General features: G+C 63.5%; 24 protein-coding genes. 11 read left to right on the top strand and 13 right to left on the bottom strand.

From position 1 onward, the window contains the following. Nucleotides 1-38 precede the first annotated feature (38 nt). Nucleotides 39-734, top strand: coding sequence for an MBL fold metallo-hydrolase (locus EPL01_RS03815; RefSeq protein ID WP_135823935.1), 696 nt, complete (start codon nt 39-41; stop codon nt 732-734). A 60-nt stretch (nt 735-794) separates the two neighbouring features. Next, a complete protein-coding gene (locus tag EPL01_RS21425; RefSeq protein WP_168215794.1) occupies nt 795-1,814 on the top strand; it encodes a hypothetical protein in 1,020 nt (339 codons plus the stop codon). 19 nt (nt 1,815-1,833) lie between these two features. Here EPL01_RS21425 and EPL01_RS03805 read toward each other — a convergent pair whose 3' ends face one another. The 7 genes from EPL01_RS03805 to EPL01_RS03775 form a co-directional block, all read right to left on the bottom strand. Further along, nucleotides 1,834-2,172, bottom strand: coding sequence for a DUF7126 family protein (locus EPL01_RS03805; protein WP_394346241.1), 339 nt, complete (start codon nt 2,170-2,172; stop codon nt 1,834-1,836). Nucleotide 2,173: 1 nt separating this feature from the next. After that, nucleotides 2,174-3,091, bottom strand: a complete 918-nt coding sequence (gene guaA, locus EPL01_RS03800) for a glutamine-hydrolyzing GMP synthase (protein WP_135823934.1) — start codon at nt 3,089-3,091, stop codon at nt 2,174-2,176. Beyond that, the gene (locus EPL01_RS03795) at nt 3,091-4,752 is read right to left on the bottom strand and encodes a CTP synthase (RefSeq protein WP_135823933.1); all 1,662 of its coding nucleotides are present in this window, start codon (nt 4,750-4,752) and stop codon (nt 3,091-3,093) included. The genes guaA and EPL01_RS03795 overlap by 1 nt, the downstream gene beginning before the upstream one ends. A 91-nt stretch (nt 4,753-4,843) precedes the next feature. After that, on the bottom strand, nt 4,844-5,425 hold the full coding sequence (locus EPL01_RS03790; protein WP_246045626.1) for a hypothetical protein: 582 nt from the start codon (nt 5,423-5,425) through the stop codon (nt 4,844-4,846). Between the two features lie 232 nt (nt 5,426-5,657). Next, nucleotides 5,658-6,482 (bottom strand): hypothetical protein, encoded by an 825-nt coding sequence (locus EPL01_RS03785; protein ID WP_135823932.1) that lies wholly within the window; start codon nt 6,480-6,482, stop codon nt 5,658-5,660. 373 nt (nt 6,483-6,855) lie between these two features. Then, nucleotides 6,856-7,215, bottom strand: coding sequence for a hypothetical protein (locus tag EPL01_RS03780; RefSeq protein WP_135823931.1), 360 nt, complete (start codon nt 7,213-7,215; stop codon nt 6,856-6,858). A gap of 43 nt (nt 7,216-7,258) precedes the next feature. Beyond that, a complete protein-coding gene (locus EPL01_RS03775; RefSeq protein WP_135823930.1) occupies nt 7,259-7,873 on the bottom strand; it encodes an alpha/beta hydrolase in 615 nt (204 codons plus the stop codon). Between the two features lie 326 nt (nt 7,874-8,199). Between EPL01_RS03775 and EPL01_RS03770 the strand changes: the two genes are divergently transcribed. Continuing rightward, complete coding sequence (locus tag EPL01_RS03770; RefSeq protein ID WP_135823929.1) at nt 8,200-9,036, top strand: PspA/IM30 family protein; 837 nt, start codon at nt 8,200-8,202, stop codon at nt 9,034-9,036. Here the strand turns inward: EPL01_RS03770 and EPL01_RS03765 are convergent. Next, nucleotides 9,033-10,418, bottom strand: coding sequence for a hypothetical protein (locus EPL01_RS03765; protein ID WP_135823928.1), 1,386 nt, complete (start codon nt 10,416-10,418; stop codon nt 9,033-9,035). The two genes, EPL01_RS03770 and EPL01_RS03765, sit on opposite strands and share 4 nt — an antisense overlap. 71 nt (nt 10,419-10,489) lie before the next feature. On the opposite strand from EPL01_RS03765, the gene EPL01_RS03760 reads away from it, so the two are divergent. Together EPL01_RS03760 and EPL01_RS03755 are read left to right on the top strand one after the other, a co-directional pair. Beyond that, complete coding sequence (locus EPL01_RS03760; protein ID WP_135823927.1) at nt 10,490-11,548, top strand: DUF7972 family membrane protein; 1,059 nt, start codon at nt 10,490-10,492, stop codon at nt 11,546-11,548. 73 nt (nt 11,549-11,621) lie between these two features. Then, nucleotides 11,622-12,209 (top strand): NUDIX hydrolase, encoded by a 588-nt coding sequence (locus tag EPL01_RS03755; RefSeq protein WP_135823926.1) that lies wholly within the window; start codon nt 11,622-11,624, stop codon nt 12,207-12,209. A 13-nt stretch (nt 12,210-12,222) separates the two neighbouring features. Here the strand turns inward: EPL01_RS03755 and EPL01_RS03750 are convergent, their stop codons facing one another. Then, nucleotides 12,223-12,957: a hypothetical protein gene (locus EPL01_RS03750; protein WP_135823925.1), complete on the bottom strand. Its 735-nt coding sequence runs from the start codon at nt 12,955-12,957 to the stop codon at nt 12,223-12,225. Nucleotides 12,958-13,037: 80 nt separating this feature from the next. Further along, nucleotides 13,038-13,676 (bottom strand): MogA/MoaB family molybdenum cofactor biosynthesis protein, encoded by a 639-nt coding sequence (locus tag EPL01_RS03745; RefSeq protein WP_135823924.1) that lies wholly within the window; start codon nt 13,674-13,676, stop codon nt 13,038-13,040. 140 nt (nt 13,677-13,816) lie between these two features. Between EPL01_RS03745 and EPL01_RS03740 the strand changes: the two genes are divergently transcribed. Then, a complete protein-coding gene (locus tag EPL01_RS03740) occupies nt 13,817-14,863 on the top strand; it encodes a zinc-binding dehydrogenase (protein ID WP_135823923.1) in 1,047 nt (348 codons plus the stop codon). Beyond that, nucleotides 14,860-15,210, top strand: coding sequence for a DUF7977 family protein (locus EPL01_RS03735; RefSeq protein WP_135823922.1), 351 nt, complete (start codon nt 14,860-14,862; stop codon nt 15,208-15,210). The genes EPL01_RS03740 and EPL01_RS03735 overlap by 4 nt, the downstream gene beginning before the upstream one ends. A gap of 279 nt (nt 15,211-15,489) precedes the next feature. Here EPL01_RS03735 and EPL01_RS03730 read toward each other — a convergent pair whose 3' ends face one another. Then, nucleotides 15,490-15,945 carry a desampylase gene (locus EPL01_RS03730; protein WP_135823921.1) on the bottom strand — a complete coding sequence of 152 codons (456 nt, stop codon included), beginning with the start codon at nt 15,943-15,945 and terminating at the stop codon, nt 15,490-15,492. 685 nt (nt 15,946-16,630) lie between these two features. On the opposite strand from EPL01_RS03730, the gene carB reads away from it, so the two are divergent. Continuing rightward, the gene (gene carB / locus EPL01_RS03725; protein WP_135823920.1) at nt 16,631-19,864 is read left to right on the top strand and encodes a carbamoyl-phosphate synthase large subunit; all 3,234 of its coding nucleotides are present in this window, start codon (nt 16,631-16,633) and stop codon (nt 19,862-19,864) included. A gap of 56 nt (nt 19,865-19,920) precedes the next feature. Beyond that, nucleotides 19,921-20,784 (top strand): hypothetical protein, encoded by an 864-nt coding sequence (locus EPL01_RS03720; RefSeq protein ID WP_135823919.1) that lies wholly within the window; start codon nt 19,921-19,923, stop codon nt 20,782-20,784. Here the strand turns inward: EPL01_RS03720 and EPL01_RS03715 are convergent. Together EPL01_RS03715 and EPL01_RS03710 are read right to left on the bottom strand one after the other, a co-directional pair. After that, nucleotides 20,737-21,012, bottom strand: coding sequence for a hypothetical protein (locus EPL01_RS03715; protein WP_135823918.1), 276 nt, complete (start codon nt 21,010-21,012; stop codon nt 20,737-20,739). The genes EPL01_RS03720 and EPL01_RS03715 overlap by 48 nt on opposite strands. A gap of 112 nt (nt 21,013-21,124) precedes the next feature. Next, on the bottom strand, nt 21,125-21,481 hold the full coding sequence (locus EPL01_RS03710) for a DUF5802 family protein (protein WP_135823917.1): 357 nt from the start codon (nt 21,479-21,481) through the stop codon (nt 21,125-21,127). 587 nt (nt 21,482-22,068) lie between these two features. Between EPL01_RS03710 and EPL01_RS03705 the strand changes: the two genes are divergently transcribed. Both EPL01_RS03705 and EPL01_RS03700 read left to right on the top strand, forming a co-directional pair. Continuing rightward, nucleotides 22,069-22,722: a DUF1405 domain-containing protein gene (locus EPL01_RS03705; protein WP_135823916.1), complete on the top strand. Its 654-nt coding sequence runs from the start codon at nt 22,069-22,071 to the stop codon at nt 22,720-22,722. Between the two features lie 109 nt (nt 22,723-22,831). Beyond that, nucleotides 22,832-23,908, top strand: a complete 1,077-nt coding sequence (locus EPL01_RS03700) for a DUF7096 domain-containing protein (protein ID WP_135823915.1) — start codon at nt 22,832-22,834, stop codon at nt 23,906-23,908. Nucleotides 23,909-23,959 lie beyond the last annotated feature (51 nt).

Raw genomic sequence — 23,959 nt, 5'->3', positions numbered from 1 at the left:
GGGTCAGGACTTTGAGGAATGGTGACGTAGCACGCGACATGCCGACTGCGACCCAACTCGAAGCCGAACCCGACGTCGAATCGGGCGTCTGGTGGCTCGACCTCGGCGGCGTCAACGCCTACCTCGCCGACGACCGCGGCGACCTCGTGCTGGTGGACGCCGGAACGCCCCGCGACGGGCAGGCGATTGCCGACGGCGTCCGCGAGGCGGGCCACCGCGTCTCCGACATCGACCGCGTGCTGGTCACCCACTACGACTTGGACCACGTCGGCGCGCTCTCGAAGCTCGGCCTCGACGCGCCGGTCTACGCTGGCCGGGCGGACGCCGAGGTGCTGGCCGGACAGCGGAAACCGCCCGCGAAGAATCACAAGGGCCTCCTCCAGCGCGTGACCGACCCGCTCGTCTCGGTGCCCGACCTGCCCATCCGACCGGTCGTGGACGGCGACCGAATCGGGAGCTTCACCGCCTACCACACGCCGGGCCACTCGCCGGGCCACATGGCCTACGTCGCCCAGTCGCCGAGCGTGGCGTTTCTCGGCGATCTAGTCCGCGAGGAGAACGGCGAGTTGGCGGCCTCGCCGTGGGTCATCAGCTACGACACCGACGAGGTCGAGCGGAGCATCCGGCGGTTGGCCCGCAAAGCGCCCGCCTTCGAGATGGCCGCGATGGGCCACGGCACGCCCATCATGCGAAACGGCGGGAAGCGACTGCGGGAGTTGGCCGACCGAATTTGAGGGCGGGAAAAATCGGGGGATCGGTAGAAAGTATTTACCTGACACGTTCGAAGCTGACGTATGCGCCGCCGCGCCCTCCTCGCGTCGCTCGGAGCCCTGTCCGCTGGCTGTCTCGGTTCCGGTTCGTCCGACCCGACCGCCGTGACCCGGACAGCGACGACTCGCTCGACCAGCGAGTCCCCCGTATCGACTACCGAACGTCCCACCTCGACTCCCGAATCGTCCGAGACGACGACCGAGGCCGACGAAACCACTTCCGAGTCCCCGGAGACGCCCGAACCGGACGCCGAGTTCGAGTTGACCGACCTCGCGGTCTCGACCCGAACCGAGCGCCCGTCGGTCCGGTACGTCCTCGAACCCTCGGCGTTCTACTCGGCGGACGCCGTCGAGCGAGAGGAGACCGAGACCGGCGAGGAGCAAATCGTGAGGGACGTCTCGGAAATTTCGGGCCCGAACGTCCGTGAGGCCGTCGAAACCGCCCTCGAAGGCGGTGAGTGGCGGTCGAACGACCTCCCTGAAGGGTTGGCCGACCTCGTGAAGCGCGTGGACTTCTTCACCGGGGCCGGAGCTACCGGCACCCACACCCACGTCGGTCTGGAACTCCACCGTCTCAGTCCCGACGCGCCCCCGGCCGTCGAGTTCGACGCCGAAGTCGTCGATTCGTACGTCTCGCCCGACGACCCCGGCGTCGTGGCGCTGTCGCTCACGAACGCGAGTTCCGAACCGCGGACCGTCTTCTCCGGAACCGTTCCGCCGTTCGGGATGGTGTTCGCCGAATCGGTCGAGAGCGACGACCGATTCCTCCTCTGGCGGCCCTACGAGTTGGAGGGATGCGTCCAGTTCACCGACGACGGGTACGCCAAGTGCGCTATCGGAAAGACGACGAAACTCTCGCCCGGCGAGACCGTCTCTCGGGAGTACGAGGTTCTCCCGAGTACGACCGCGAACCGCCCGAGATACACCGTCCCGCCCGGCCCCGGCCGGTATCGAATCTCGGACTCGCTGACTCACTACGCGAAGACGGGCGCACCGGAGTCGAAGCTCACCTTCGAGGCCGAATTCTCCCTACAATCGCGGTAGAAGGGGCAGAAATCCGAGTTCAGGCCGCCAGTTCCTCGGCGACTGCTTGTGCCGACAGGAGTTGGGGGTCCACGATGAGGTCGGCCTGCCCGCGGGCGAAGTCTGGCAGGGTCTGCTCGGTGTAGACGACGACCTGCACGTCCGCGTTGAGGTCCTTGGCGATGGGAATCGCGGTCGCGCCCTCGGTCTCGGTCAGGACCAGCGCGTCCGCCTCCGTGATTCCGGCCTCTTCGAGCGCGGGCCGGTTGGCCACCTCCTCGATGTGGCTCACTTCGACGCCCTCGTCGGCGAGGGCGTCACCCAGTCCGTCTTCGTCGGGACCGACGAGGATGACCTTCATCTCCTTGGTCTCCGTCATCTTACTCGTACTCGATGGTGGCGGGCGGCTTGTGGGTCACGTCGTAGACCACCCGCGAGACGTTGTCGTTCTGGCCCGTGATGCGACTCTGGATTCGCTGGAGGGTCTCCCAGTCGATTTCCTGCGCTCTGGCGGTCATGCCGTCCCGGCTCTCGACCGACCGAACCGCGACCACGTGGCCGTGGACGCGGTTGTCGCCCTTGACGCCGGTCGCCTTGCCGAGGACCGCGGCGAACGCCTGCCACGGGTCGTACTCCTCGAGTTCCTCCTCGACGACGTGGGTCGCCTCGCGGGCGACCTCCAGTTTCTCGTCGGTGACTTCGCCGAGGATGCGGACCGCCAGTCCCGGTCCGGGGAAGGGCATGCGCTCGGCGATGATCTCTTCGAGGTCCAACTCGCGGGCGACCTCTCGGACCTCGTCCTTGTAGAGGTCGCGCATGGGTTCGACGATGCCCTCGAAGTCGACCACGTCGGGCAGGCCGCCGACGTTGTGGTGGGACTTGATGGTGCCCTCGCTCTCGATGCGGTCGGGGTAGATGGTCCCCTGCACGAGGAATTGGGCGTCGGTCTCCTCGGCGACCGTCTCGAACTCGCGGATGAACTGCTCGCCGATGGCGTGGCGCTTCTCCTCGGGGTCGGTGACGCCCGCGAGGACGTCGAGGAATCGGTCCTTGGCGTCCACGATGCGGAGGCTGTCCATGTAGTCGAACGTCTCTCGAATCTCCTCGGTCTCGCCCTTCCGCATCAGGCCCGTATCGACGTAGACGGGAGTGAGCTGGTCGCCGACCGCCTCGTAGGCCAGCGCGGCCGCAGTCGAGGAGTCCACGCCGCCCGAGAGTGCGATGACGGCTTGGGCGTCGCCGACCTGTTCACGAATCTCTGCGATCGCGTCTTCGATGAACTCGTCCGTGTTTACCATTAAGCTTCGACCTCCTCGGGTTCCTCAGTGTTCTGCTCGCCGGTTCGGTCCAGCACGGCCTCCAGCAGGCCGACGAACGGCGGACTCGCGCGGGTCGGTCGGGACCGGAACTCGGGGTGGAACTGGGTGCCGACGAAGTAGGGGTGGTCGTCGAGTTCCAGAATCTCCATCCGGTTGCCCGACTTGCCCGAGAACACGAGATTCGTGTCCTCGAACTTCTCGAAGTACTCGGGGTTGACCTCGTAGCGGTGGCGGTGGCGCTCGGTGCAGGAGGTACCGCCGTAAATCTGCTCGGCGAGCGTGCCGGGTTCGATGTCGGTCTCGTGGGCACCCAGTCGCATCGTCCCGCCGAGGTCTTCGAGGTCGTACTGCTCGGGCAGGAGGTCGATGACCGGGTGGGGCGTGTCCTCGTCGATTTCCGCGGAGTGTGCGCCCTCCAGTCCGAGGACGTTCCGGGCGAACTCCACGACCGCGAGTTGGAAGCCCAGACAGAGGCCGAGATAGGGGATGTCGTTCTCGCGGGCGTACTGGATGGCCTTGATCTTCCCGCGGGTGCCCCGGGAGCCGAATCCGCCGGGGACGACGATACCGTCGGCCTCATACAAGCGGTGTTCGTGGTCCTCGGCCATCTTCTCGGAGTCGACCCACCGGACGTTCACGTCCACGTTCTTCTCCAGTCCGGCGTGCTTGAGCGCCTCGTTGACCGACATGTAGGCGTCTTCGAGGTCGTACTTGCCGACGAGCGCGATTTCGACCTCGCCGTGGGTGTCCTGCGTGACGAGGCTGCGCCACGTGTTGTCGCGTTCGTCCTCGGGGAGCGCGTCGTCGGTGAGCTCGAAGCGGTCCATGACGTACTCGTCCAGACCCTCTTCCTCGACCATCAGCGGGACGTGGTAGATGTCCTCCACGTCGGGGTTCGAGAAGACGGCGTCGGTCGGCACGTCGCAGAACAGCGCGATTTTCTCCTTGGTCGAGGGGTCGAGTTCGTCCTCGCACCGACCGACCAGAATGTCGGGTTGGAGGCCGATAGACCGCAGTTCCTTCACGGAGTGCTGGGTCGGCTTGGTCTTCTGCTCGCCGTTCTTCGAGTAGGGGACGAGCGTGACGTGAGTCAGCAGGAAGTCCTCTTCGTCCTCCTCGTGGGCGAACTGCCGCAGGGCTTCGAGGAAGGGCATCCCCTCGATGTCGCCCACCGTGCCGCCGACCTCGACGATGCACACGTCGTGGCCCTCGGCGGCCTCCCGAATCCGGCGCTTGATGTCGTCGGTAACGTGCGGGATAATCTGGACGGTCTTACCGAGGTAGTCGCCAGCGCGCTCCTTCTCGATGACGTGCTGGTAGGTCTTGCCCGTGGTGACGTTGTGGTCGAACGTCATGTCCACGTCGAGGAACCGCTCGTAGTTCCCCAGGTCGAGGTCCACCTCGCCGCCGTCTTTGAGGACGTACACTTCCCCGTGCTGGAAGGGATTCATCGTCCCCGCGTCTACGTTGAGATACGGGTCGATTTTGACCGCGGTCACGTCGAATCCGGCGTTGGCCAGCAATCGGCCGGTGCTGGCGGCCGTGATGCCCTTGCCGAGTCCCGACATGACGCCCCCGGTCACGAAAATGAACTTGTTTCCGAGGGAAGGGTCGTAATCAGTTTCCGGTTCTGTCGGCATACTGGGTGTCGGCGGGCGCGATTCAAAACCATTTCGGAGCGCGCGTTGCGCGTCAGAAAGTGGCACAATTGAGAGTGCCCACGAGCAACGTCTATTGTTTTGGTGCGGCTTTAATCTCCGCGTTCCACCGAATGTCGTATGCTCGGTCCGTCGGCCACTTCATGACACAAGTCGCATTTATGCCTTGGGTTGAGTCGTACTCTCCAGTCCACGTTATCCCGTAGCTTCCGGCTTCTCCGACCTTCGTTTGTTTTGCCGAGTACTCGACTTTGCCAGCATGCAAGGGGAACTCTATAGTCGGCCCGTCACGAGCAGATGTAGCGAACGAAACGGGAACCGGCCCATCGCTTGTCGTTCTGGCAGGGTCGTACCGCCGCATGTCGTCCGAGTCGTGAACGAGACGTACCGATGGCCGAATTGATTCGAGTTGGTAGGAGGTTTCGGGTACTGCCCCACTCCAGAGCCACGCTCGATAGAACTGCTCACCGTCCAGTTCCAACTCGGGAATCCGATACAGAACGACGAGGTGGTCGGACGTGAACGCAGTATCGTCTGCCCGGCGTCCAGTCGTCGAATCTTGCCACGCGCCGACGTATTCGAGACCGTGGTCTGGTTCGTTTGCTGACAGCCCCCAGATACCGTTTTCACCGTACTCCTCCCGGTTCTCGTCCATCGCGGCTTCGAAATCCCTACGCGACATTGAATCCGAATCGGGGGATAAAGATAGTTCAGTACTCGCTGTAATCGGCTTTTTTGAGGCCTGTGAGCTAAGCGTACTACAACCGGCTGTCGTGGTAGCTAGCCCAACTCCCCCGAGTATCTTTGCGAACTCCCGTCGGGAACAGTATTTGTTGTTTCTCATGTTTGCGGTACTAATAAAAGAGATTGATGGGAAAGCGTGTCGATTAGTAGACGTCCGAAACCAGCTCGAAGGTGTAATCGAACTGTCTAATTCCGTCCGTCGGTCGCTGTTCGACGTGGAAACCGCTCGCCTCTTGAGCGCCCTCGTAGTTACCCGTCCAACGAACCGCAAATTCGTCCGTACTGGTGCTCGTTTTGTTAGGATGGTACTCTATCGTGTCTTCGAGTAGTTCGACGGTCGTACTGGCTGAGGCCGTCACTTCACCAGTCCCTGTCTTACTAGTCGCCGTCGTTTCGAGTCCGAGGTCCACGTCCGTACCGTTTCGACTTATCGAACTGGCTGGCTTGTACTGTTTCAGTTCGGAAACGTCGGTGTGGTTGACGTGGTTGCTAAACTCGACCAAGTTGCCCTCGTAAGTCGTCTTCTGTAACGACTGAGCGGTACTCCAGTGGTGGTAGATGTATCGCCGCGCACCGCTCTCGGTGTACACATCGGTCTCGTAGATGTCGATGATGTGGTCCGAAACTGCTTCTTTGGTTTCGACGTGGCCGTCCTCAGAATGAACGAGCGTTCCGTCTACATCGGCGCTGGCGCTGAACTCCTGCTGGGGTTCGACGGCGAGCGACTGAGTGGCTTCAGTCCCGTATCGCTGTTCCATCTTCTCCGCAAAGTCACGCCGTTCGGAGAGCGAGAGACCTTTCGAATTCGGGGTGACGGTACCCGACGTTCGTGCCACGTTGTAATCGCCAGACTCAGAACCCGTTGCGGCCGCAGTGCCAGCGGAAGCTCCGGAAATTGCCAGCGAGGCGGCTCCGATTTGTTTAATGAACGTACGACGCTTCGAACTTCCTGTATTTTCTCTCTCCATCTGCGATTCAAATATTAAATACCCAATAGTTATATTTTTCTAACTAATTTATATATGATGTTTTTTCACAGTATTGGGTATATCTATTATAGTATTTTAGGTATTAGGTTTGGTACTAGAGGTAGATAGTGAAATAATTCAAATGTTCTATGGTATATGAGGTACCTTGTTGGTCAAAAGCAGAACTACTGCTTTGCAGTTCGAAGTAACTCGGCAAGATGCTATTAGTGCGGGTCCGGCGCGACGGCGAGGTCACGACTGTCTCGGTCGAGGCCGGCGAGCGGCTGGAACTGGTCGCTTGAGAGCGAGAGAAACATCTTGGTTGCTTAAATGGTTGTATATATCTCTCGAACACTCGACCAGCCGAATCCAGTTACTGCTCGTCGTCCTCCCACGGGTAGGTTTGACCGCCACCCTCGTAGGGTTCGTCCTTCGGATGGGTCGGGCCGCTGTCTAACTTTTTCCCGTTCGCTCGAAGTTGGATGAGGAATGCGAAGAGAAAGAAGACGTTCGCGCCGAGTCTGAACATCAATCGCTCGCTGACGGTCGGGCAGTTGCCGACACAGCGAATGAGGTTCGACATGGCGAACGGAAACAACCCGAGAAAGACCAGCAGATACGCGATCTGGTCCTCCGACGTCAGCGACCCCTCCGTTCGAAGCGAGAAGACGGTGAGTACGAGACCCAGTCCAGACAGCAGAAGGACGAGACTGACGACGGAGAGCAGACCCATATCTAGACGTGACACGTCGATAAAATCACTCTATCGTTCTCGGTTATTGCTCTCGAAGCTCCGCGACCAGAAACTCACCGACCGAATCAGCCACCTTCTCGTGCTGGCCGACGAAGAAGTGGTCCGCGCTCATCTCCACGACTTCGCAGTCGAGTTCCTTGGCGCGCTTGACCAATCGCCGCCAGTTCGCCGTCTCGTCGCGCGTGCCGTAAATCACCTGTACCGGCCCCGTCACGTCCTCCAGCGTGGCCGCGGCGTCCAACTCCTTCGTCAGCCGCGAGGCCGGCGCGAGCAGGGAGACGGCGTCGGGCTGGTGGTCGATGGTCGAGGCTGCGAGGACGGCGATGGCACCGCCGAAACTGAACCCGAAGATGCCCACGCGGTCGTACCGCTCGCTCGCCCACCGGAGGGCGTTGCGGGCGTCCTCGCGCTCGCCGAAGCCCTCGTCCCAGTCGCCGTAGTCGAACCGTAGGCAGGCAATTCCTGATTCGCAGAGGGCTTCGCTGACGGCTTCGAGGCGGGCGTCACCGCGGTGCCCGCGGTGCTGTGGGTGGGGCGGGCAGGCGACGACGATAGCTTCCGGGTCGGCGTCTTCCGGGGTGTCGAGCGTTGCGCGCACGTCTCGACCGCCGGGGATGGGGAGGTCTTCGGAGTTCATGGGTCGAGTTTGGGGGAGCGTAGGAAAAAGGGTTGTAAAATAGAACCAAGAAAAGTGGGGTCTGTTTGCTCTGACGACGTGAGTGTGAACACGAACCGCAGGACTGCGGTGGTGTTGTCTTCTTGAAGCCCCCGCCCTGTGGAATGTCCGACGGGCGCATCCTCGTGGACTGTTTGGCCAAGCGTTTGCTCGTGGTCTGTTCCGCCGAGCGCTCGCTCGTGACCCGGAGATGAAGTTAGGTAGTTGATAAATCGACTCGCGGGATAGCGTCTGACGACTGTTGGGGAGGTGAGGATTTTAAGGGTCAGGTCACGAAAGAGGGTGGTATGGGAGTACTCTCACGCCTGTCGTACGTCGTCCGCTCGAAGATCAACGCCGCTCTAAATCGGGCCGAGGACCCCTCGGAGACGCTCGATTACTCCTACGAGCAGATGCGCGACGAACTGCAGGAGGTCAAGCAGGGCATCGCCGACCTCACCACGCAGAAAAAGCGCCTCGAGATGCAGAAGCGACGCCTCGAAGAGAACGTCGAGAAGCACAACGAGCAGGCCCGTCAGGCCGTCAATCAGGACCGCGAGGACCTCGCCCGGCGCGCGCTGGAGAAGAAAAAGCAGAAGATGAACCAAATCGAGGACCTCGAGAGTCAGATTGCGAGCCTCCAGAGCACGCAGGACGACCTCGTGGACAAAAAGGACCAGCTCCAGAACCGCATCGAGGAGTTCCGCACCAAGAAGGAGAGCATGAAGGCCCGCTACGAGGCCGCCGAGGCCCAGACCCGCGTTTCGGAGGCCATGACGGGCGCTGGCGACGAGATGGAAGACGTTGGCCGTGCAATCGAACGCGCCGAGGAGCGCACCGAGGACATGGAGGCCCGTTCAGAAGCGATGGACGAACTCCAAGAGTCGGGCGTCTTCGACGACGCGCTCTCGGACAAGGACAGTCTCGACCGTGAACTCGAAGACGTGCGGACCTCCGGCGAGGTCGATGCCGAACTCGAAACCCTCAAGACCGAGATGGGCAAGGGTTCGGGGTCGTCCGACGCCGGGTCCGCAGACGAGGACGTGGACCTCGAAGCCGAACTGGAGACCGAAACGGAGTCCGAGACCGCCGACAAGGACATCGAAGCCGAGTTAGAGGAGCTCAAGGACGACGACGAGAGCTAAGCTGCGACCGTCGCGTTTTCCGCGTCTGACTGCATCGCCCCAGCAGACTGCACGGTCTCGGCGGATTGGGCCGCCTCCGCGAGTTGCTCGGCGGTGTCTGGCTCCTCGGCCGCCGTAATCCGAACCGTCGCGCCCTCGCGCTCCACGACGTAGTGGATGCCGGGTGCGTGGTCACCCGCCGGAACGAACAGCGTGTCGCCGGTCGGCGTCTCACCGGTCGAGCGCGCGCCGTTGGCCGCCAGCATCGACCGCCACGCCGAGGCGAACTCGCGGGCCTCGCGCTCGTTCTCCCACGCCGTCACCCAGTGGGTCGCCGGGCCTCTCGCGCCCGCCGCAGCGTAGTAGTACATCCGGTCTCCGGCCCAGCCGTCGGCGACTTCCGCCGCCCGAGCGAACGACAGGTTGTTGATGCGCAGCGAGTGGCGGACGACCAACTCGCCCACCGTGTCGGCGTGGTACCGGGTCAGGTTCTCGGAGTCGGGAATCTCCGGGGGCGAAATCTCGGCGCGCTCGACGCGCTCGTCGGGGTGGAGGAGTTCCGCGGTCGAGTTCGGCGGCGACTCGATTTCGTCCGACCGCTCGTCCGGCGCGCTCCCGGCCATCGCGTAGAACTCGTAGCCGTAGTAGTAGGGCGTCCCGGCGACGCTGTGGGGCCACGCCGACCGCGCCAGCGACCGGTTGTAGCTCGTGACCGAGTAGTTGCTCTCGCCGTACCGGGCCAGATACTGCTCGGTGACCCACATCGCGTCGCCCTCGACCAGCGCGGCCGTCACGAGTCGGGTGTCGGTCGTCCAGTACTGGAACTGCGAGCGCATCTCCCGGCGCGAGGAACTCAGCAGGTCGTTCTGGAACTGGAGCGCGTGGACCAACTCGTGAGCCAACACCACCTCCTGCGAGATGCCGTACTCAGCTAAGTCCGCGTCGTCCATCAGATAGATGTGAACCGCGGCTTGGCGCTCGACCGCGTAGCCCAGCGGTTGGCGGCGCTCGGTCGAGGCGTTCGAGTAGAGTTGGAGCGTCTGGGCCCCGATTGGACGGATGGCACCGAACTCGTCGCGCATGTCGTACTCGGAGCCGTTCTCGGCGTCGTACTCGTGGAGCGTGATGCCTTGGGTAGCCGAGAGACCCCGGAGTTGCTCGACGCGGCTCAGGATTTTCTCGGGGTCGTAGTCCGGTTCGAAGTCCTCCGTCTCGATGACGACCGACTCGCTCTCACCATCTACCTCTTGCCATACACTATTAAGTTCGTTCTTTTCCCCTACTAAATCATGCTTTGGCCCTACTGCCCCCGTCTCCCCCGTCCGGTCGCCCGCAACTGGGGCCGCGCCCGCGAGGACGAGCACGACCGCCAGCGCGAGGGCGAACCGGCCTGACCGTGCCATGTCTTCACGCACGGGCCAGAGCGACAAAAGGCCCGCGGGTATTTCCGTCACGGGAGCGTATCCGAAGTCACATGTCGGAGAGCGGAGGGTCTGACGACGACTCCCAACCGAGCGACACGATGCGCGAACGGGCCGACAAGAGCAGTTGGAAGCTCTGGCTGTTGATGGAGGCCAACCGGTGGGTCGTGGCCGGAGTGTTACTCGTCGGCGTGTTCGTCGCGCTGGTGGTCATCGGGGTTCTCGACCCCTCGCCGCTTCAAGCCTCGGTGGCCTCCTCGGACCCGAACGAGACGCTGTTTCAGGCGTTCGTGACCGCCATCATCACCGGCGTGACGCTGGTGGTGACGCTGAACCAGTTGGTCCTCTCGCAGGAACTCGGGCCGGTCGGCGACCAGCGCGGTCGGATGGAGGACGCGATGCAGTTCCGCGAGGACGTGGAGGAGGTTCTCGACGCACCGGTCAGTCCGCCGGAACCGGCCTCGTTCCTGTCGGAACTCATTCAGGAGACCTGCTCGCGGGCCAACGACCTCGCCGACACCGTCGAGGACGCCCGCGACGAGGAGTTGAAGAATATCATCGACGACTACGTCGACGGTCTGACCGAGAACGCCAACGAGGTCAGCGACGAACTGGCGGACGCCGAGTTCGGGAGCTACGACCTGCTGTCGGCGGTGCTTGACTTCAACTACTCGTGGAAGATTTTCGTCGCCCGGCGAATCCACAACGCACACGACGACGTGCTCACCGAGGAAACCAGAGACGCCTTCGACGACTTAGAGGAGGTGCTGAACTTCTTCGGCCCGGCCCGCGAACACTTCAAGACGCTGTACTTCCAGTGGGAGTTAGTCAACCTCTCGCGGGCGATGCTCTACACCGCGGTCCCCGCGCTGGTCGTGGTCTCCTCGATGATTCTCTACTACGACGCCACGGCGGTGCCCGGTTCGACGCTCGCCATCAGCAACGACGTGCTGGTGACGAGTCTCGCCACGGCGATTGCTATCGTCCCGTTCATGCTCCTGCTGTCGTACATTCTCCGGATTGCGACGGTCGCCAAGCGGACCCTCTCCATCGGTCCGTTCGTCCTCCGGAACGTGGACCGGAGCGACGAACTCGACTTCGACGGGGAGTGAGCGTCGGCGCGTGCGACTCCGGGCGAGCGAACTATCGAAGACGGTTTTACGCATCGCGCTCCATTTTTGCGCAATGAGTACTGACGACACGACGACAGACGCCAGCGCGCCCGACTCGGAGGACCGCCACGAGAACGCCCGCCAGCACGTCGTCGCGGTGGACGCCGACGACAACGAGCAGGACACCGTCAATCGCCTCGACGCCCACACCGGAGAGGGCATCCGCCACCGGGCGTTCACCTCGCTGGTGTTCGACGGCGACGGCAACATCCTGCTGGCCCAGCGCGCCCCCGACAAGCGCCTCTGGGGGACGTGGTGGGACGGCACCGTCGCCTCCCATCCCGTGCAGGGCCAGAGCCAAGAGGAGGCCACTCGACAGCGCCTCGAAGAGGAACTGGGCATCACGCCCGACCAGTACGACGACCTGCGAGTCACCGACCGCTTCGAGTACCGGCGGCACTTCGAGAACGCGGGCCTCGAACACGAGGTCTGCGCCGTGCTGAAGCTGACGCTGGACGACCTAACGCTCGACCCCGACGAGGAGGAAGTCGCGGGCCTGATGTGGGTGCCCTACGAGCGCCTCCACGAGCATCCCGAGTGGTACCGCCAGCTCCGTCTCTGCCCGTGGTTCGAGATTGCGATGCGGCGGGATTTCGAGTAAAAAGTATAGGATTTCAATTTAAATGTAGAAGATTAAAAAGCCGTTTCCAAAGAAATTCGAATAGTTTCTCATACCGAGATTTATCACGTTCAAGAACATCCCGCTCTCGGGCAAGGCCAGGTAGATGTAATTCTCCCTGAAAGAAATCTTCGCCCTCATTTGTAATTGTTGCTTCACTATTCATGTCTCCTTCTGCGAAATTAAAATCCAGAAGAAGCGGCTTGTCCTGTTGGATTTTATCAGGTAAATTAGATACTTTCATCCCCGATTCCGGCAATTGAATATCATCCCTTTCCTTTTCAATTGTCATTAAAGCTCGTTGACGGGCGAGTTCTAGTTTATCGATTGCTCCCCGAAGTCCTGTATCACGGTCCCCTCTGTTGAAATCCGAGTTATAGGATGACTCTGTCTGGGCAATTATTTTAGAATGATACTCAATAAATCCCCGAATTGTTTTTGCTCGGGTATAGTATCGTACAAGAGCATTAATCTCAGCGTCACTAAGGAGACCTAAATTACCCGTGTTCGATTCATATACCGACACAGATAAGAAATCATAAGCAGGCGGGTTAGTTTCCGGCCAGACATCTAACAAGCCGGTTCCTTCTAATTCGGCGAGAAACGCAGCACGAAGATTAGACCTCCTGTCATTCTGTCTTTTCTTATAAAGACAATAGCTCCCAACTACACCAATCATTGCCGGAAGGAATAAAGAAAGAAAGTTCACCAATATAGCTGGCTCCATCATGATTCTGGCAAAACAGCCACAAGTGAAATGGATTACTGTTGATTGCTCATTGACCTCAAATAAAACGGATCACGATTTGTTTACTCTCCTCGTCCCGCCAGACCGGCCAGATGCCCGGCCTCCTCCGTGATTATCTTCTCGACTCCGAGCCGGGCGGCGTTCTCGCTCCCCGGCAGGCAGAAGACGACCACGCCGTCCGCAATCCCGGCGGTCGCTCGCGTGCCGACGATTCTGGTGCCGATCTCCTCGAACGACAGCGACCGGAACAGTTCGCCGAACCCGGGCAGTTCCTTGTCGAACAGTTGCTGGGCGGCCTCGATGGTCACGTCGTCGGGGGTCACGCCCGTCCCGCCGGTCGTGACCACGATGTCCACGTCGTCTCGGCCGACCAACCCGTCGATGGTGCCCTGCACGCCGTCGTAGCTGTCGTCGATGAGGTCCCGGCTGACCACCTTGTGCCCGGCGTCTTCGAGGCCGGAGACGACCGTGTCGCCCGAAGGGTCGTCCGAGAGGCTTCGGGACGAGGAGACGGTCACGACTGCCGCGCCGAGGGTCTCCACGTCGTGAGCGTGGTGGTGGTCGGCGTGGTCGTGGCCCTCGTCGCCGTGGCTCTCGTCGCGGTGGTCGTCGCTGGTCTCGCTCTCGGTCGGTGGACTGGCCTCGTCCTCCTCGTCGTCATCGTCGTGTCGCCGCGTGTCGCGCGATTGGAAATCGACCATGTGTCAGTATTTGGCAGACAGCACCTTAAAGCAACCCCGCTATCGGCCGGAACTGTCACGCGACCGACTCGAAGTGGGCTGGTCGGCGATATCTGCGCGTTTGAGGTACAGTTTTACCCCGCGAAGCCCACCTGTCTGGTATGAAAGCCGTCCAGTTCAGCGAGCACGGGGACCGAGACGTCATCGACTACGACGAGTTTCCGGACCCGACGCCGGACCGCGACGAAGTACTGGTCGACGTGAAGGCGGGCGCGCTCAACCACCTCGACATCTGGACTCGTCGGGGCCTGCCCGGATTGGACCTCGAAATGCCCCACATTCCGGGGAGCGACGGCGCGGGCGTCGTCCTCGAAGTCGGCGAGGACGTGACCCGGTTCGAACCGGGCGACCGCGTGGCCGTCTCGGCGGGTGCCTACTGCGGGAAGTGCGAGTTCTGCCGCGACGGCGAGTACACGATGTGCGTCAAGTACCACATCATCGGCGAACACGTCCGGGGCGTCCACAGCGAGAAGGCCGCCGTTCCCGAGCAGAACCTCGTGGAGGTCCCCACGGGCGTCGAATGGGAGACCGCCGCCGCGGCACCGCTGGTGTTCCAGACCGCGTGGCGGATGCTCCTGAACCGGGGTGGTCTCGACCCGGGCGAGAAGGTGCTGGTCCTCGGGGCCTCGGGCGGCGTGGGCCACGCCGCAGTCCAAATCGCCGACTACGCCGGAGCGGAGGTCTACGCCACGGCCTCGACCGACGAGAAACTGGAGTACGCCGAGGAGGTCGGTGCCGACTACACTATCAACTACGAGGAGGATGACTTCGCCTCGGAAATCCGTGACTTGACCGGCAAGCGCGGCGTGGACATGGTCGTGGACCACGTCGGCGAGGCGACCTACCCCGACTCGCTCAAGAGTCTCGCCAAGGGCGGGCGCATCGTCACCTGCGGGGCGACCACCGGACCGAACCCCGGCGCGGGCCTGAACCGCATCTTCTGGAACCAGCTGTCGGTCATCGGTTCGACGATGGGGAACCCCGGCGAGGTGGACGACGTGCTGGAACTGGTCTGGGACGGTCCCTTCGAACCCCGCATCCGCGAGGTCCTGCCGATGAGCGAGACGGCCCGCGCCCACGAGATGCTCGAAGAGCGCGAGGGCTTCGGCAAGGTCGTCGTCGTGCCCGACAGCGAATACGATAGATGACCGAAGACACCTACACGCACCAACCGGGGCAGGTAGATGGCGAGCGAGGAGGGCGAGATAGCGAGGCGCAACGCGACTCGGACCATCGAGCGGCGAAGCCGCGAGACGAGAGTGACGACGACGAACTCGTCCACCCGAATGCGCCGGTCGAGCGCGGCCGAGAGACGTGGAACGTCCGCGACTGGGTGCTGGTCGGCGTCATCTTCGTCTCCTTCATCGTGATTCCGGCCACGATTTACGTCCTGCCGCCGGTCCGGCCCTTCCGGTTCGCGTATCTGGTCCTGCCGCTGATTCCCGCGATTCTGCTGGGTCTGGTCGCGGTGTGGTCGGCCCAGCGGAGCGAGTGAACGGACAGCAGAGACAACTTTTTGTTTCCTAAATATAGGAGGTTCGTTTCTTAGCGGCTATATAGTTGCCTTTGCGGTCGGCGCGTGCGAAGCGAGACGCCGCAGGCGTCTCGCCGCGCGCGAGGGACGGCGGCCGCGAATGCGGCCGCCGAGGTTGGGGAGGTGTGAGGCCTGCGGTAGCGGTGCGGTGTCCCCTCGGCTCAAGCCTGACGCTAACTCCTACAATCCTACTCCGTGCAGATTCCGAAAGTCGAAGACTGCAATCGCAAGTCCCAGTATCTACGCCACCAAAACCGACTCCTCGACGAACTCCTCGCCGGTCCAGCGCCACGACCCGACCGAAACAGTCTCACCGTCTTGCGCACCCTCAGTCCCACCGAGAGAGACAATCAGATACGACCGGTCGGGCCACGTCGCCTGCGCGGCGTCGGTCTCGCTCGGCCCCGCGGGTCCTCGCGGGTGGGAGTGGTAGAACCCCACCACCTCGCGGCCCGACTCCTCGATTGCCTCCATCAGTTCCAACTGCTCGCGCGGGTCGATTTCGTACCGCGTCCGGGGCGTCTCGGCGACGTTTTCGGCAGGGTGACGAGTTTCGACGCGGTGTGTCGGGCCGTCTGCGCGCTCGCCCTCGGTTCGGGTGCCCGCGAGGAGGCCGCACGCTTCGTCGGGTGCTTTCTCGCGTGCGTGGTCGAGGATTTCGTCGCGGATTGACTCGGGGATGACGATGGTGGGCACTGGGTGTTGGTTATCGGTCTGGTTGGATAAGTTGTCGTGTGACGGAGTTTACGGGCAGAAGACCGACAGGACCGGTTTTGGGGTGGGTTCGTGGTGATGAACATTTCTTGAAGCCCCCGCCCGGTCGCGGTCGCTCAGACGACTACAGTAAACGCCGGGAGACAACCCGCGTCTCCCGAGGTCACCTTCGCACCGGAAGACAAACCGCGTCTCCCGAGCCGTCATCGTCCGAAAATCGGAGATTTTCGTGATCACGAAAGGCTTCGCCTTTCGAACGACCTCACTTCGTTCGGTGAGACTCCGCTCGCGTGACCGCGACCGGGCGGCCCCTTCGTCCCGCCCCGTGGTTTGTTCAGTCGAGCGTTCGCTGGTGGTTTGTTCAGTCGAGTGCTTCTGGGGGAATGTCTCACCGAACGTGTCCTGTCGGCTGATGCACCGAGTTCTGCCACGTACAATGTTTCACCGAGCGCCCGCGCTGGCGCGCGTAGAACTGCGCGCGCCAGCGCTCCCCGCCTCGTCACCCTCGTCTGGCTCGTCCGACTCGTCATCGAGCCGACTCGAATCGGCCGGTCGTCGTGGTAACGACTTACACGCGAGGACCGATTCCGAATTTCGAAATCGTACTTCGGAACTCGTAATCTATCGTCGGACTTATTACGATGAACGAACTTCGGTCTACCAACAGATGACTGAGGACACCGCAGGCGACGGACGCACCATCCTGCTCATCGGCAGCGGACCGATTCAGATCGGACAGGCCGCGGAGTTCGACTACTCGGGGGCGCAAGCCTGCCGCGCGCTTCAGGAGGAGGGCGCGCGGGTCGTGCTGGTCAACTCCAACCCGGCGACCATCATGACCGACCCCGAGATGGCCGACGAGGTCTACATCGAACCCATCACGACCGAAGCCATCGCCGAGATTATCCGGAAGGAGAACCCGGACGGCGTCATCGCCGGACTCGGGGGCCAGACCGGGCTGAACGTCACCGCGCGGCTCTCCGAGGAGGGCGTGCTGGACGAACACGACGTCGAAATCATGGGCACGCCGTTGGACACCATCTACGCCACCGAGGACCGCGACCTGTTCCGCCAGCGCATGCACGAGCTGGGCCAGCCGGTCGCGCGCTCGACCACCATCTCGCTGGACGACGACGTGGAGGTCACGGAACTGACCGAGGAGGACCTCCGCGACGAGGTAGAGGCCGCGGTCGAGGAGGTCGGCGGCCTCCCCGTCATCGCGCGGACGACCTACACCCTCGGCGGGTCCGGGTCCGGCGTCGTCTCCGAGATGGACGAACTCCTGACGCGCGTCAGGAAGGGCCTGCGTCTCTCGCGCAACAGCGAAGTCCTGATTACCGAGTCCATCTCCGGGTGGGTCGAGTTGGAGTACGAGGTCATGCGCGACGCTGGCGACTCCTGTATCATCATCTGCAACATGGAGAACATCGACCCGATGGGCATCCACACCGGCGAGTCCACGGTCGTCACGCCCTCGCAGGTCATCCCCGACGACGGCCATCAGGAGATGCGCGACGCCGCGCTCGAAGTGATTCGGGACCTCGGGATTCAGGGCGGCTGTAACATCCAGTTCGCGTGGCGCGACGACGGCACCCCCGGCGGCGAGTACCGCGTCGTGGAGGTCAACCCCCGCGTCTCTCGGTCCTCCGCACTCGCCTCCAAGGCGACCGGCTACCCCATCGCCCGCGTGACCGCCAAGGTCGCGCTCGGCAAGCGCCTCCACGAAATCGAGAACGAGATTACGGGCCAGACCACCGCGGCCTTCGAGCCAGCGATCGACTACGTGGTCACCAAGGTCCCGCGCTGGCCCAAGGACAAGTTCGGCGACGTGGACTTCGAGCTAGGCACCGCGATGAAGTCCACGGGCGAGGCGATGGCAATCGGCCGCACCTTCGAGGAGTCCCTGCTGAAGGCGCTTCGCTCCTCGGAGTACGACCCCGACGTGAACTGGGCCGAGGTGGACGACGAGACGCTCGAAACCGACTACCTCGAATCGCCGACCCCCGACCGCCCCTACGCCATGTTCGAGGCGTTCGAGCGCGGCTACACGGTCGAGGAGGTCGTAGAACTGACCGGCATCGAGGAGTGGTACGTCGAGCGCTTCCAGAACGTCGCCGACGCCGCGGTCGCCGCCCAAGAGGGCGACTTCGAGACCGCCGCCGAGCGCGGGTTCACCGACCACGAGATTACCGCCATCGCTGGCGGCGAGTTCGACGACACCCACTCGTCGTGGATTCCCGACGAGGGCGGCGAGGCGTCTACCGACGCCGCGAAGGAGACCTCCGCGGACGGCGCGGGCGTCACCATCGACGACGTGGAAGCCAGCGCCCCCGACCGCGACTTCAAGCAGGTAGACACCTGCGCTGGCGAGTTCGCGGCCTCCACGCCGTACTACTACTCCTCGCGCCGCCCCGGTGACGGACTGGGCCGCGACGAGGTGCAGGTCGACAGAGACGTAGAGAGCGTCGTCGTGGTCGGCGGCGGCCCCATCCGCATCGGGCAGGGCGTCGAGTTCGACTACTGCTCGGTCCACGCGGTCCGCGCTCTGCGCGAGCAGGGCATCGACGCCCACGTGGTGAACAACAACCCCGAGACGGTCAGTACGGACTACGACACCTCCGACGGCCTGTTCTTCGAGCCGATTACGGCCGAGGAGGTCGCGGACGTCATCGAGACCACCAACGCCGACGGCGTGATGGTCCAGTTCGGCGGCCAGACCTCGGTCGACATCGGCGAACCCCTCGAAGACGAACTCGAACGCCGGGGCCTCGACTGCGAGATTATGGGCACCCCGGTCGAAGCGATGGACCTCGCGGAGGACCGCGACCGGTTCAACCGCCTGATGGACGAGATGGGTATCAGCCAGCCGGAAGGCGGCTCGGCGACCAGCGAGGAGGAAGCCCTCGAACTGGCTCACGAAATCGGCTACCCGGTCCTCGTGCGGCCCTCCTACGTCCTCGGCGGTCGCGCGATGGACGTGGTCTACGACGACGAGGAACTCTGCCAGTACATCGAGGAGGCGGTCCGGGTCAGCCCCGACAAGCCAATCCTCGTGGACGAGTTCCTCGCGGACGCGGTCGAGTTGGACGTTGACGCCGTGGCAGACGGCGAGGACGTCCTCATCGGGGGAATCATGGAACACGTCGAATCGGCCGGGGTCCACTCCGGCGACTCGGCCTGCATGATTCCGACCCGCGCGCTGGACGAGGCGACCCTCGGTCGGGTCCGCGAAGTGGTCGAGGACATCGCGGTGGCGCTGGACACGGTCGGCCTCCTCAACGTCCAACTCGCGGTGCAGGACGGCGAGGTCTACGTGCTGGAGGCCAACCCGCGCTCGTCGCGGACCGTCCCCTTCGTCTCGAAGGCGACCGGCGTCCCCATCGCCAAACTCGCCGCGAAAGTCATGGCTGGCGACTCGCTGGCTAACCTCGATATCTCCGAGCAGGTGCCCGAGAAGGTCAGCGTCAAGGAAGTCGTCCTGCCCTTCGACCGCCTGCCGGGCAGCGACCCGCGCCTCGGCCCGGAGATGAAGTCCACGGGCGAGGTCATGGGCACCGCCGAGACCTTCGGCAAGGCCTACGACAAGGCTCAGGACGCGGCCGGGTCGCCGCTCCCCGACGAGGGCACCGCGGTCGTGGATTTGGACGTGGACGGCTTCGAGGAGTACTACGACCTCGACACCTTCGAGGACCTCGAAACCGCGATTCAGCGCGGCGAGGTGGACCTGCTCGTGACCCGCAACCGCGACGCGCTGGAGGCCGCGGTCGAGGAGGAAGTCACCTACTTCTCGACCGAGGCGAGCGCCGAGGCCGCGCTGGAGGCGCTGGCCGCCCGCGAGGACCCCCTCGACGTGGAATCGGTCGATACGCGCGCCAAAGAGTCCCGCGAGTGGGGTAAGTAGCGGCGTCAGTCAAGTGGCGAAAGTGATTTATCTGGCCTCTCGGATGTAGCGGCCAGATGAAAGGGTCCGCGAACCAGAACTTCTCGCCGTGGGACTTCATCGTTGACGTAGTCCCCGGTGTCACGCTCCTCGTTCTCGTCGCGTCGCTGTTTCCGGCGTCGGCGACCGACCCAATTCTGGCGGCGCTCGGGTCCGGAATCGGGTTCCTGTTCGTCGCGCTGGTCGTCGGTTACGTCGTCGGCCTCGTCCTACAGGAGGTGTCTCGGCGACTCGACAAGCGAGTGATGGCCCGGTTCGGTGCCGAGAAGAGTCCCTTCATGGCGGAGTTATCACAGGCGCGAACCGACCGGACGAACAACCACCAAACCCTGCGACGGCAGTTCTTGGAGGGCGCACAGTTGTTCTTCGACGCCGACGGCGTCGAGGAGTACGACCAGATTCCCAAGCGCTTCGGCGATTATCGGCTTCGGGCGCTCACCCAGAGTTATCTGCTGAACAACGACATCGGCAGGACACAGCGCTTCCACATGCTGTTCGTCCTGATGCGGAGCCTCTACGTCACGTTCGCTGCGACGGGACTGGGATACGTCGCGCTGACGGTCGGCAACGCGGCGGGTCTCTACGAGGGACGATGGTCACTCGCGGCGACGGCGGGTCTGGCCGGGGTGCTGGCCGGTCTCGCATTCGTGGCGTACAACCAGCGACTGTTCTACAAGGAGGTCATGGCGAAATCCATGATTCGTGACTTCTACGCCGCGGAAATCGCCTCACAGCAGGTCCCGTTCGACTCGGGGCAGGCCTCGACCGACTCGAAGCAGACGCCGTCCGACTCGGGACCGAACGCGTCTGACTCGGGGGACCCCCGCTCGGTCTCAAATCACCGCAAGGCCAATCGCGCCGCCGACCAGCAGGGCCGCTAAGGCGTACCACGGTTCACGCCGGACGGTGCGCTGTGCGGCCGGAATCTCGCCGGTGTACTTCACCCCCAGTGCCACGCCGACGAAGGTGACGGTGACCCCGACTGCGGCGCTCGTCCGACCGATACCGTGGGCGTAGCCGGTGAGGACGCCGATGACCGCCCCGAGGACGACCGCGTGGACCTCCGTGTACGTCAGAGGATTCTCGCTCCCGAAAACGGACTTTGCCATGGGGAGTCTAGACGCCACGGGCGTTAAATTAGTTTTCGATGCGATAAAATTAGCGTCCGTTGTCTCGACGCCCGGCGTCGGTCTCCGACGCCGGGCGTCGAACCGCTTGCCCTCAGATGCCGACGCCGGGCGCGTGGTCCTGATACCGGAGGAGTTGGCTCGCCCGGTCGGCCTTCGCCAGCAGGACCTCCTTGAGCGTCGGGGGGTTGCGTATGCGGGTGTCGTCGAGGAGGTCCTCGGGGAGCGCCAGCGTCCCCTCGGGGACGCCCTCGTCGCCGTGGACTGCGACGTGGCGGTTGTCTACTTTCATCACGAGCGGGGTGTCGAGGCGTTCGATGCCGTCTCCGGAGGCGTACAGCTGTTCGTTGATTCGCTCGTGTTGCTCGCGGCGCATGGCCGGTTGCTCGCCCCGGTAGGGCTCGACGTAGAGCCGACCGAGGTAGTAGCCGCTCGAAAACTCCTCGAACATGAGACGTGGTATCGTATATCACCCATAGAGATAAACCTTTCGTAAAGATTTATATAGTAGGGCAAGTATACTGTTTAAGTCCTTTCGACGTTTCGGGGTTCGGTAGGTGGTCGGGGCTTCGAGAACCCTCACGCCTGGAACCGCAGGAGCAGACCAGCCAGCGATGTCCTCGAAAGCCCTCGCGGGCCTCGCGGACGCTCAGCGACATATCCGACGGACGTAGTTGCGTCGGATAGGGGCCGCTGAGCCGACCACGTAAACGCCGGAAGACAACCCGCGTCTTCCGAGGTCACCCTCGCTCCGCTCGCGTGACCGCGCCCCCGCTCGCCCTTTCATTCCACCAGGACCGCACGTGTTCCACCGGCCGAAACCGGGTGGTTGTCCCCCCGGACGAAACCGGACGGCAGGACGTGTCTCGACACCGCAACCGGTTGGGCCGCGGACCGTCTTTCGTCCCTTGCCAAATATTCTCAATGCTTTAGAGCAGAGAGACATTGCTTAAACAAATATAATTAATTTTATCGCCGTCCCGAGGTCCTCGACCGGTTCTGCGAAGACCTTTGTCGCTGGCGCTCCCGTGGCCGTGTATGGCGACGTTGGAGCGCTACGCGCGTCGGTACCTCGAAGACGGCCCGAATCTGGCGTGGCTCATCGCGGTCAACGTGTTGGCGATACTGGTCGGCGTTCAGTTCTACGTCGAGACCCTGCCCGAGGTCCCCGTCTACCTGTGGCCGCTGTACGCCGATTCGCCCGCCGCGCTGTTTCTGGTGACCCTGTCTCTGGTGACGCTCCTGCCGAACCTCGGGCGGTCGCTTTCCGACGCGCCCCGGAACCGCGCGCTGGCGTACCTCCACACGCTGGCGTTCGCGTGGCTGGTCAAGTACGGCCTCTGGACGTTCGTCTCGCTGAACCTCGGCTTCGGGGCCTACTTCGGCCCGCCGTGGAACCCCGACGCCTTCTGGTCGTACTGGTTCATCATCGTGACTCATCTCGGATTCGTGGCCGAGGCCTCTCTCCTCCCGCTCTACGGCGCGACCACCCGGGGCGCGCTGGCGACGGCGCTCGCCGCGCTATTGGTCAACGACGCGCTCGACTACGTGCTGGGAATCCACCCGCCGCTCCGGTACGACCCCGACTTACTGCTCCCCGCGGCGACCGTCGCGCTCTCGGTTCTCGCGGTGGCCGCCGCGGCCCGCGCCTTTCCGCGACTCCGGCGCTCGGGAGAGCGAACTGAAACGTGATTTCTACCGCCTTTAAACTCTAAGCGCGCCTCTGGATGCTTCAAATCGCCCCGTGAACAGAACGAACGAATGTCGGCCTTTTTAAGATGCGGGGGTAAAGAACCAACCGATGACCCCCTATCGAGCCGTCCTGTTGGCGCTGTTCGTCGTCGGAGGTTCGCTGACCGCCGCCGTTCCGACGAGCGCAGCGAACGTCGGCGTCGATTCGTCTCCCGGCGTCGCGGTCTCCGACGAACCGGTCGAGGAGGCCGTCGCCGGAGACGCGCGACCGACGGCCGCCCCGAACGGCACGCAGAATAACTCGACACTCGGTGCGGACATCTCCTCGTTCATGCAGTCGAGCGCCGTCGAGGTCGGCGGCGCGGTCGAAACCGGCATGTGGACTGCGTCGTTCAACGCCACCGACAACCAGTCGGTCCAGACCGAACTGGTCGAACGTCGGACCTCGGAGCTCCAGACCGAACTCGCAGAACTCCGCGAGCGCAAGGCCCAACTCGTCGCCGAGCGCGAGGAGGGCGACGTCTCCGAAGTCGCCTACAAGGCGAAGGTCAGCCGCCTCCTCGGGCAAATCAACGCGCTCCAGTCGGCCATCGACGCCACCTCGGTCCGCGCGACGCGGGCCAACGCCAGCGTCGAGTCGCTCGACGACCTCCGGACCGAGTCCGAGAACCTGACCGGGCCGGAAATCGCGTCGGTCGCGCGCAACCTGACCGGCGTCGGGAACGGCGAGGCCGGGCCGCCGAACGGCGTCGGAAACGGTAACAACGGCAACGGCGCGGCGGGCACGGGCGACAAGACGGGACCGCCCGCCGCCGCGGGCAACGGCACGGCCAACGGAACCAACGCGAGCGCACCGGGAAACTCGAACCCGCCGGGCAAGTCGAATCCGCCGGGCAAGTCGGGTGACTCGGGCGAGGCCCCCATCGTCGGCAACAGCACGGAGAACGGGACGACTGTCCCGAACGCGAGCGCTCCCAACGCGAGCGCCCCGAACGGAACCCCACCGGCCACGCCGCCCGGACAGGGTAACGGCGACACCGGCAACGGAAACGGCGCGGACGCCGCCTCGCAGGTCGTCGCGTCCGTCACGTCCGCCGTGTCCGCGACGCCCGACTTCTTCAGCCACGTCCCGGAGACGTTCGGCCCGCGCACCTACACCGTCGAGTACGAGCTGACCGCCGCGTAGAAGCGCGCGAGAGACACCCTTTTGAGTGACCGATTCGTAGCTCCGGATAGC

Origin of the sequence: Halorussus ruber, from assembly GCF_004765785.1 — an archaeon.
GTDB lineage: Archaea > Halobacteriota > Halobacteria > Halobacteriales > Haladaptataceae > Halorussus > Halorussus ruber.
This window is presented reverse-complemented; position numbering and strand designations above follow the sequence as displayed.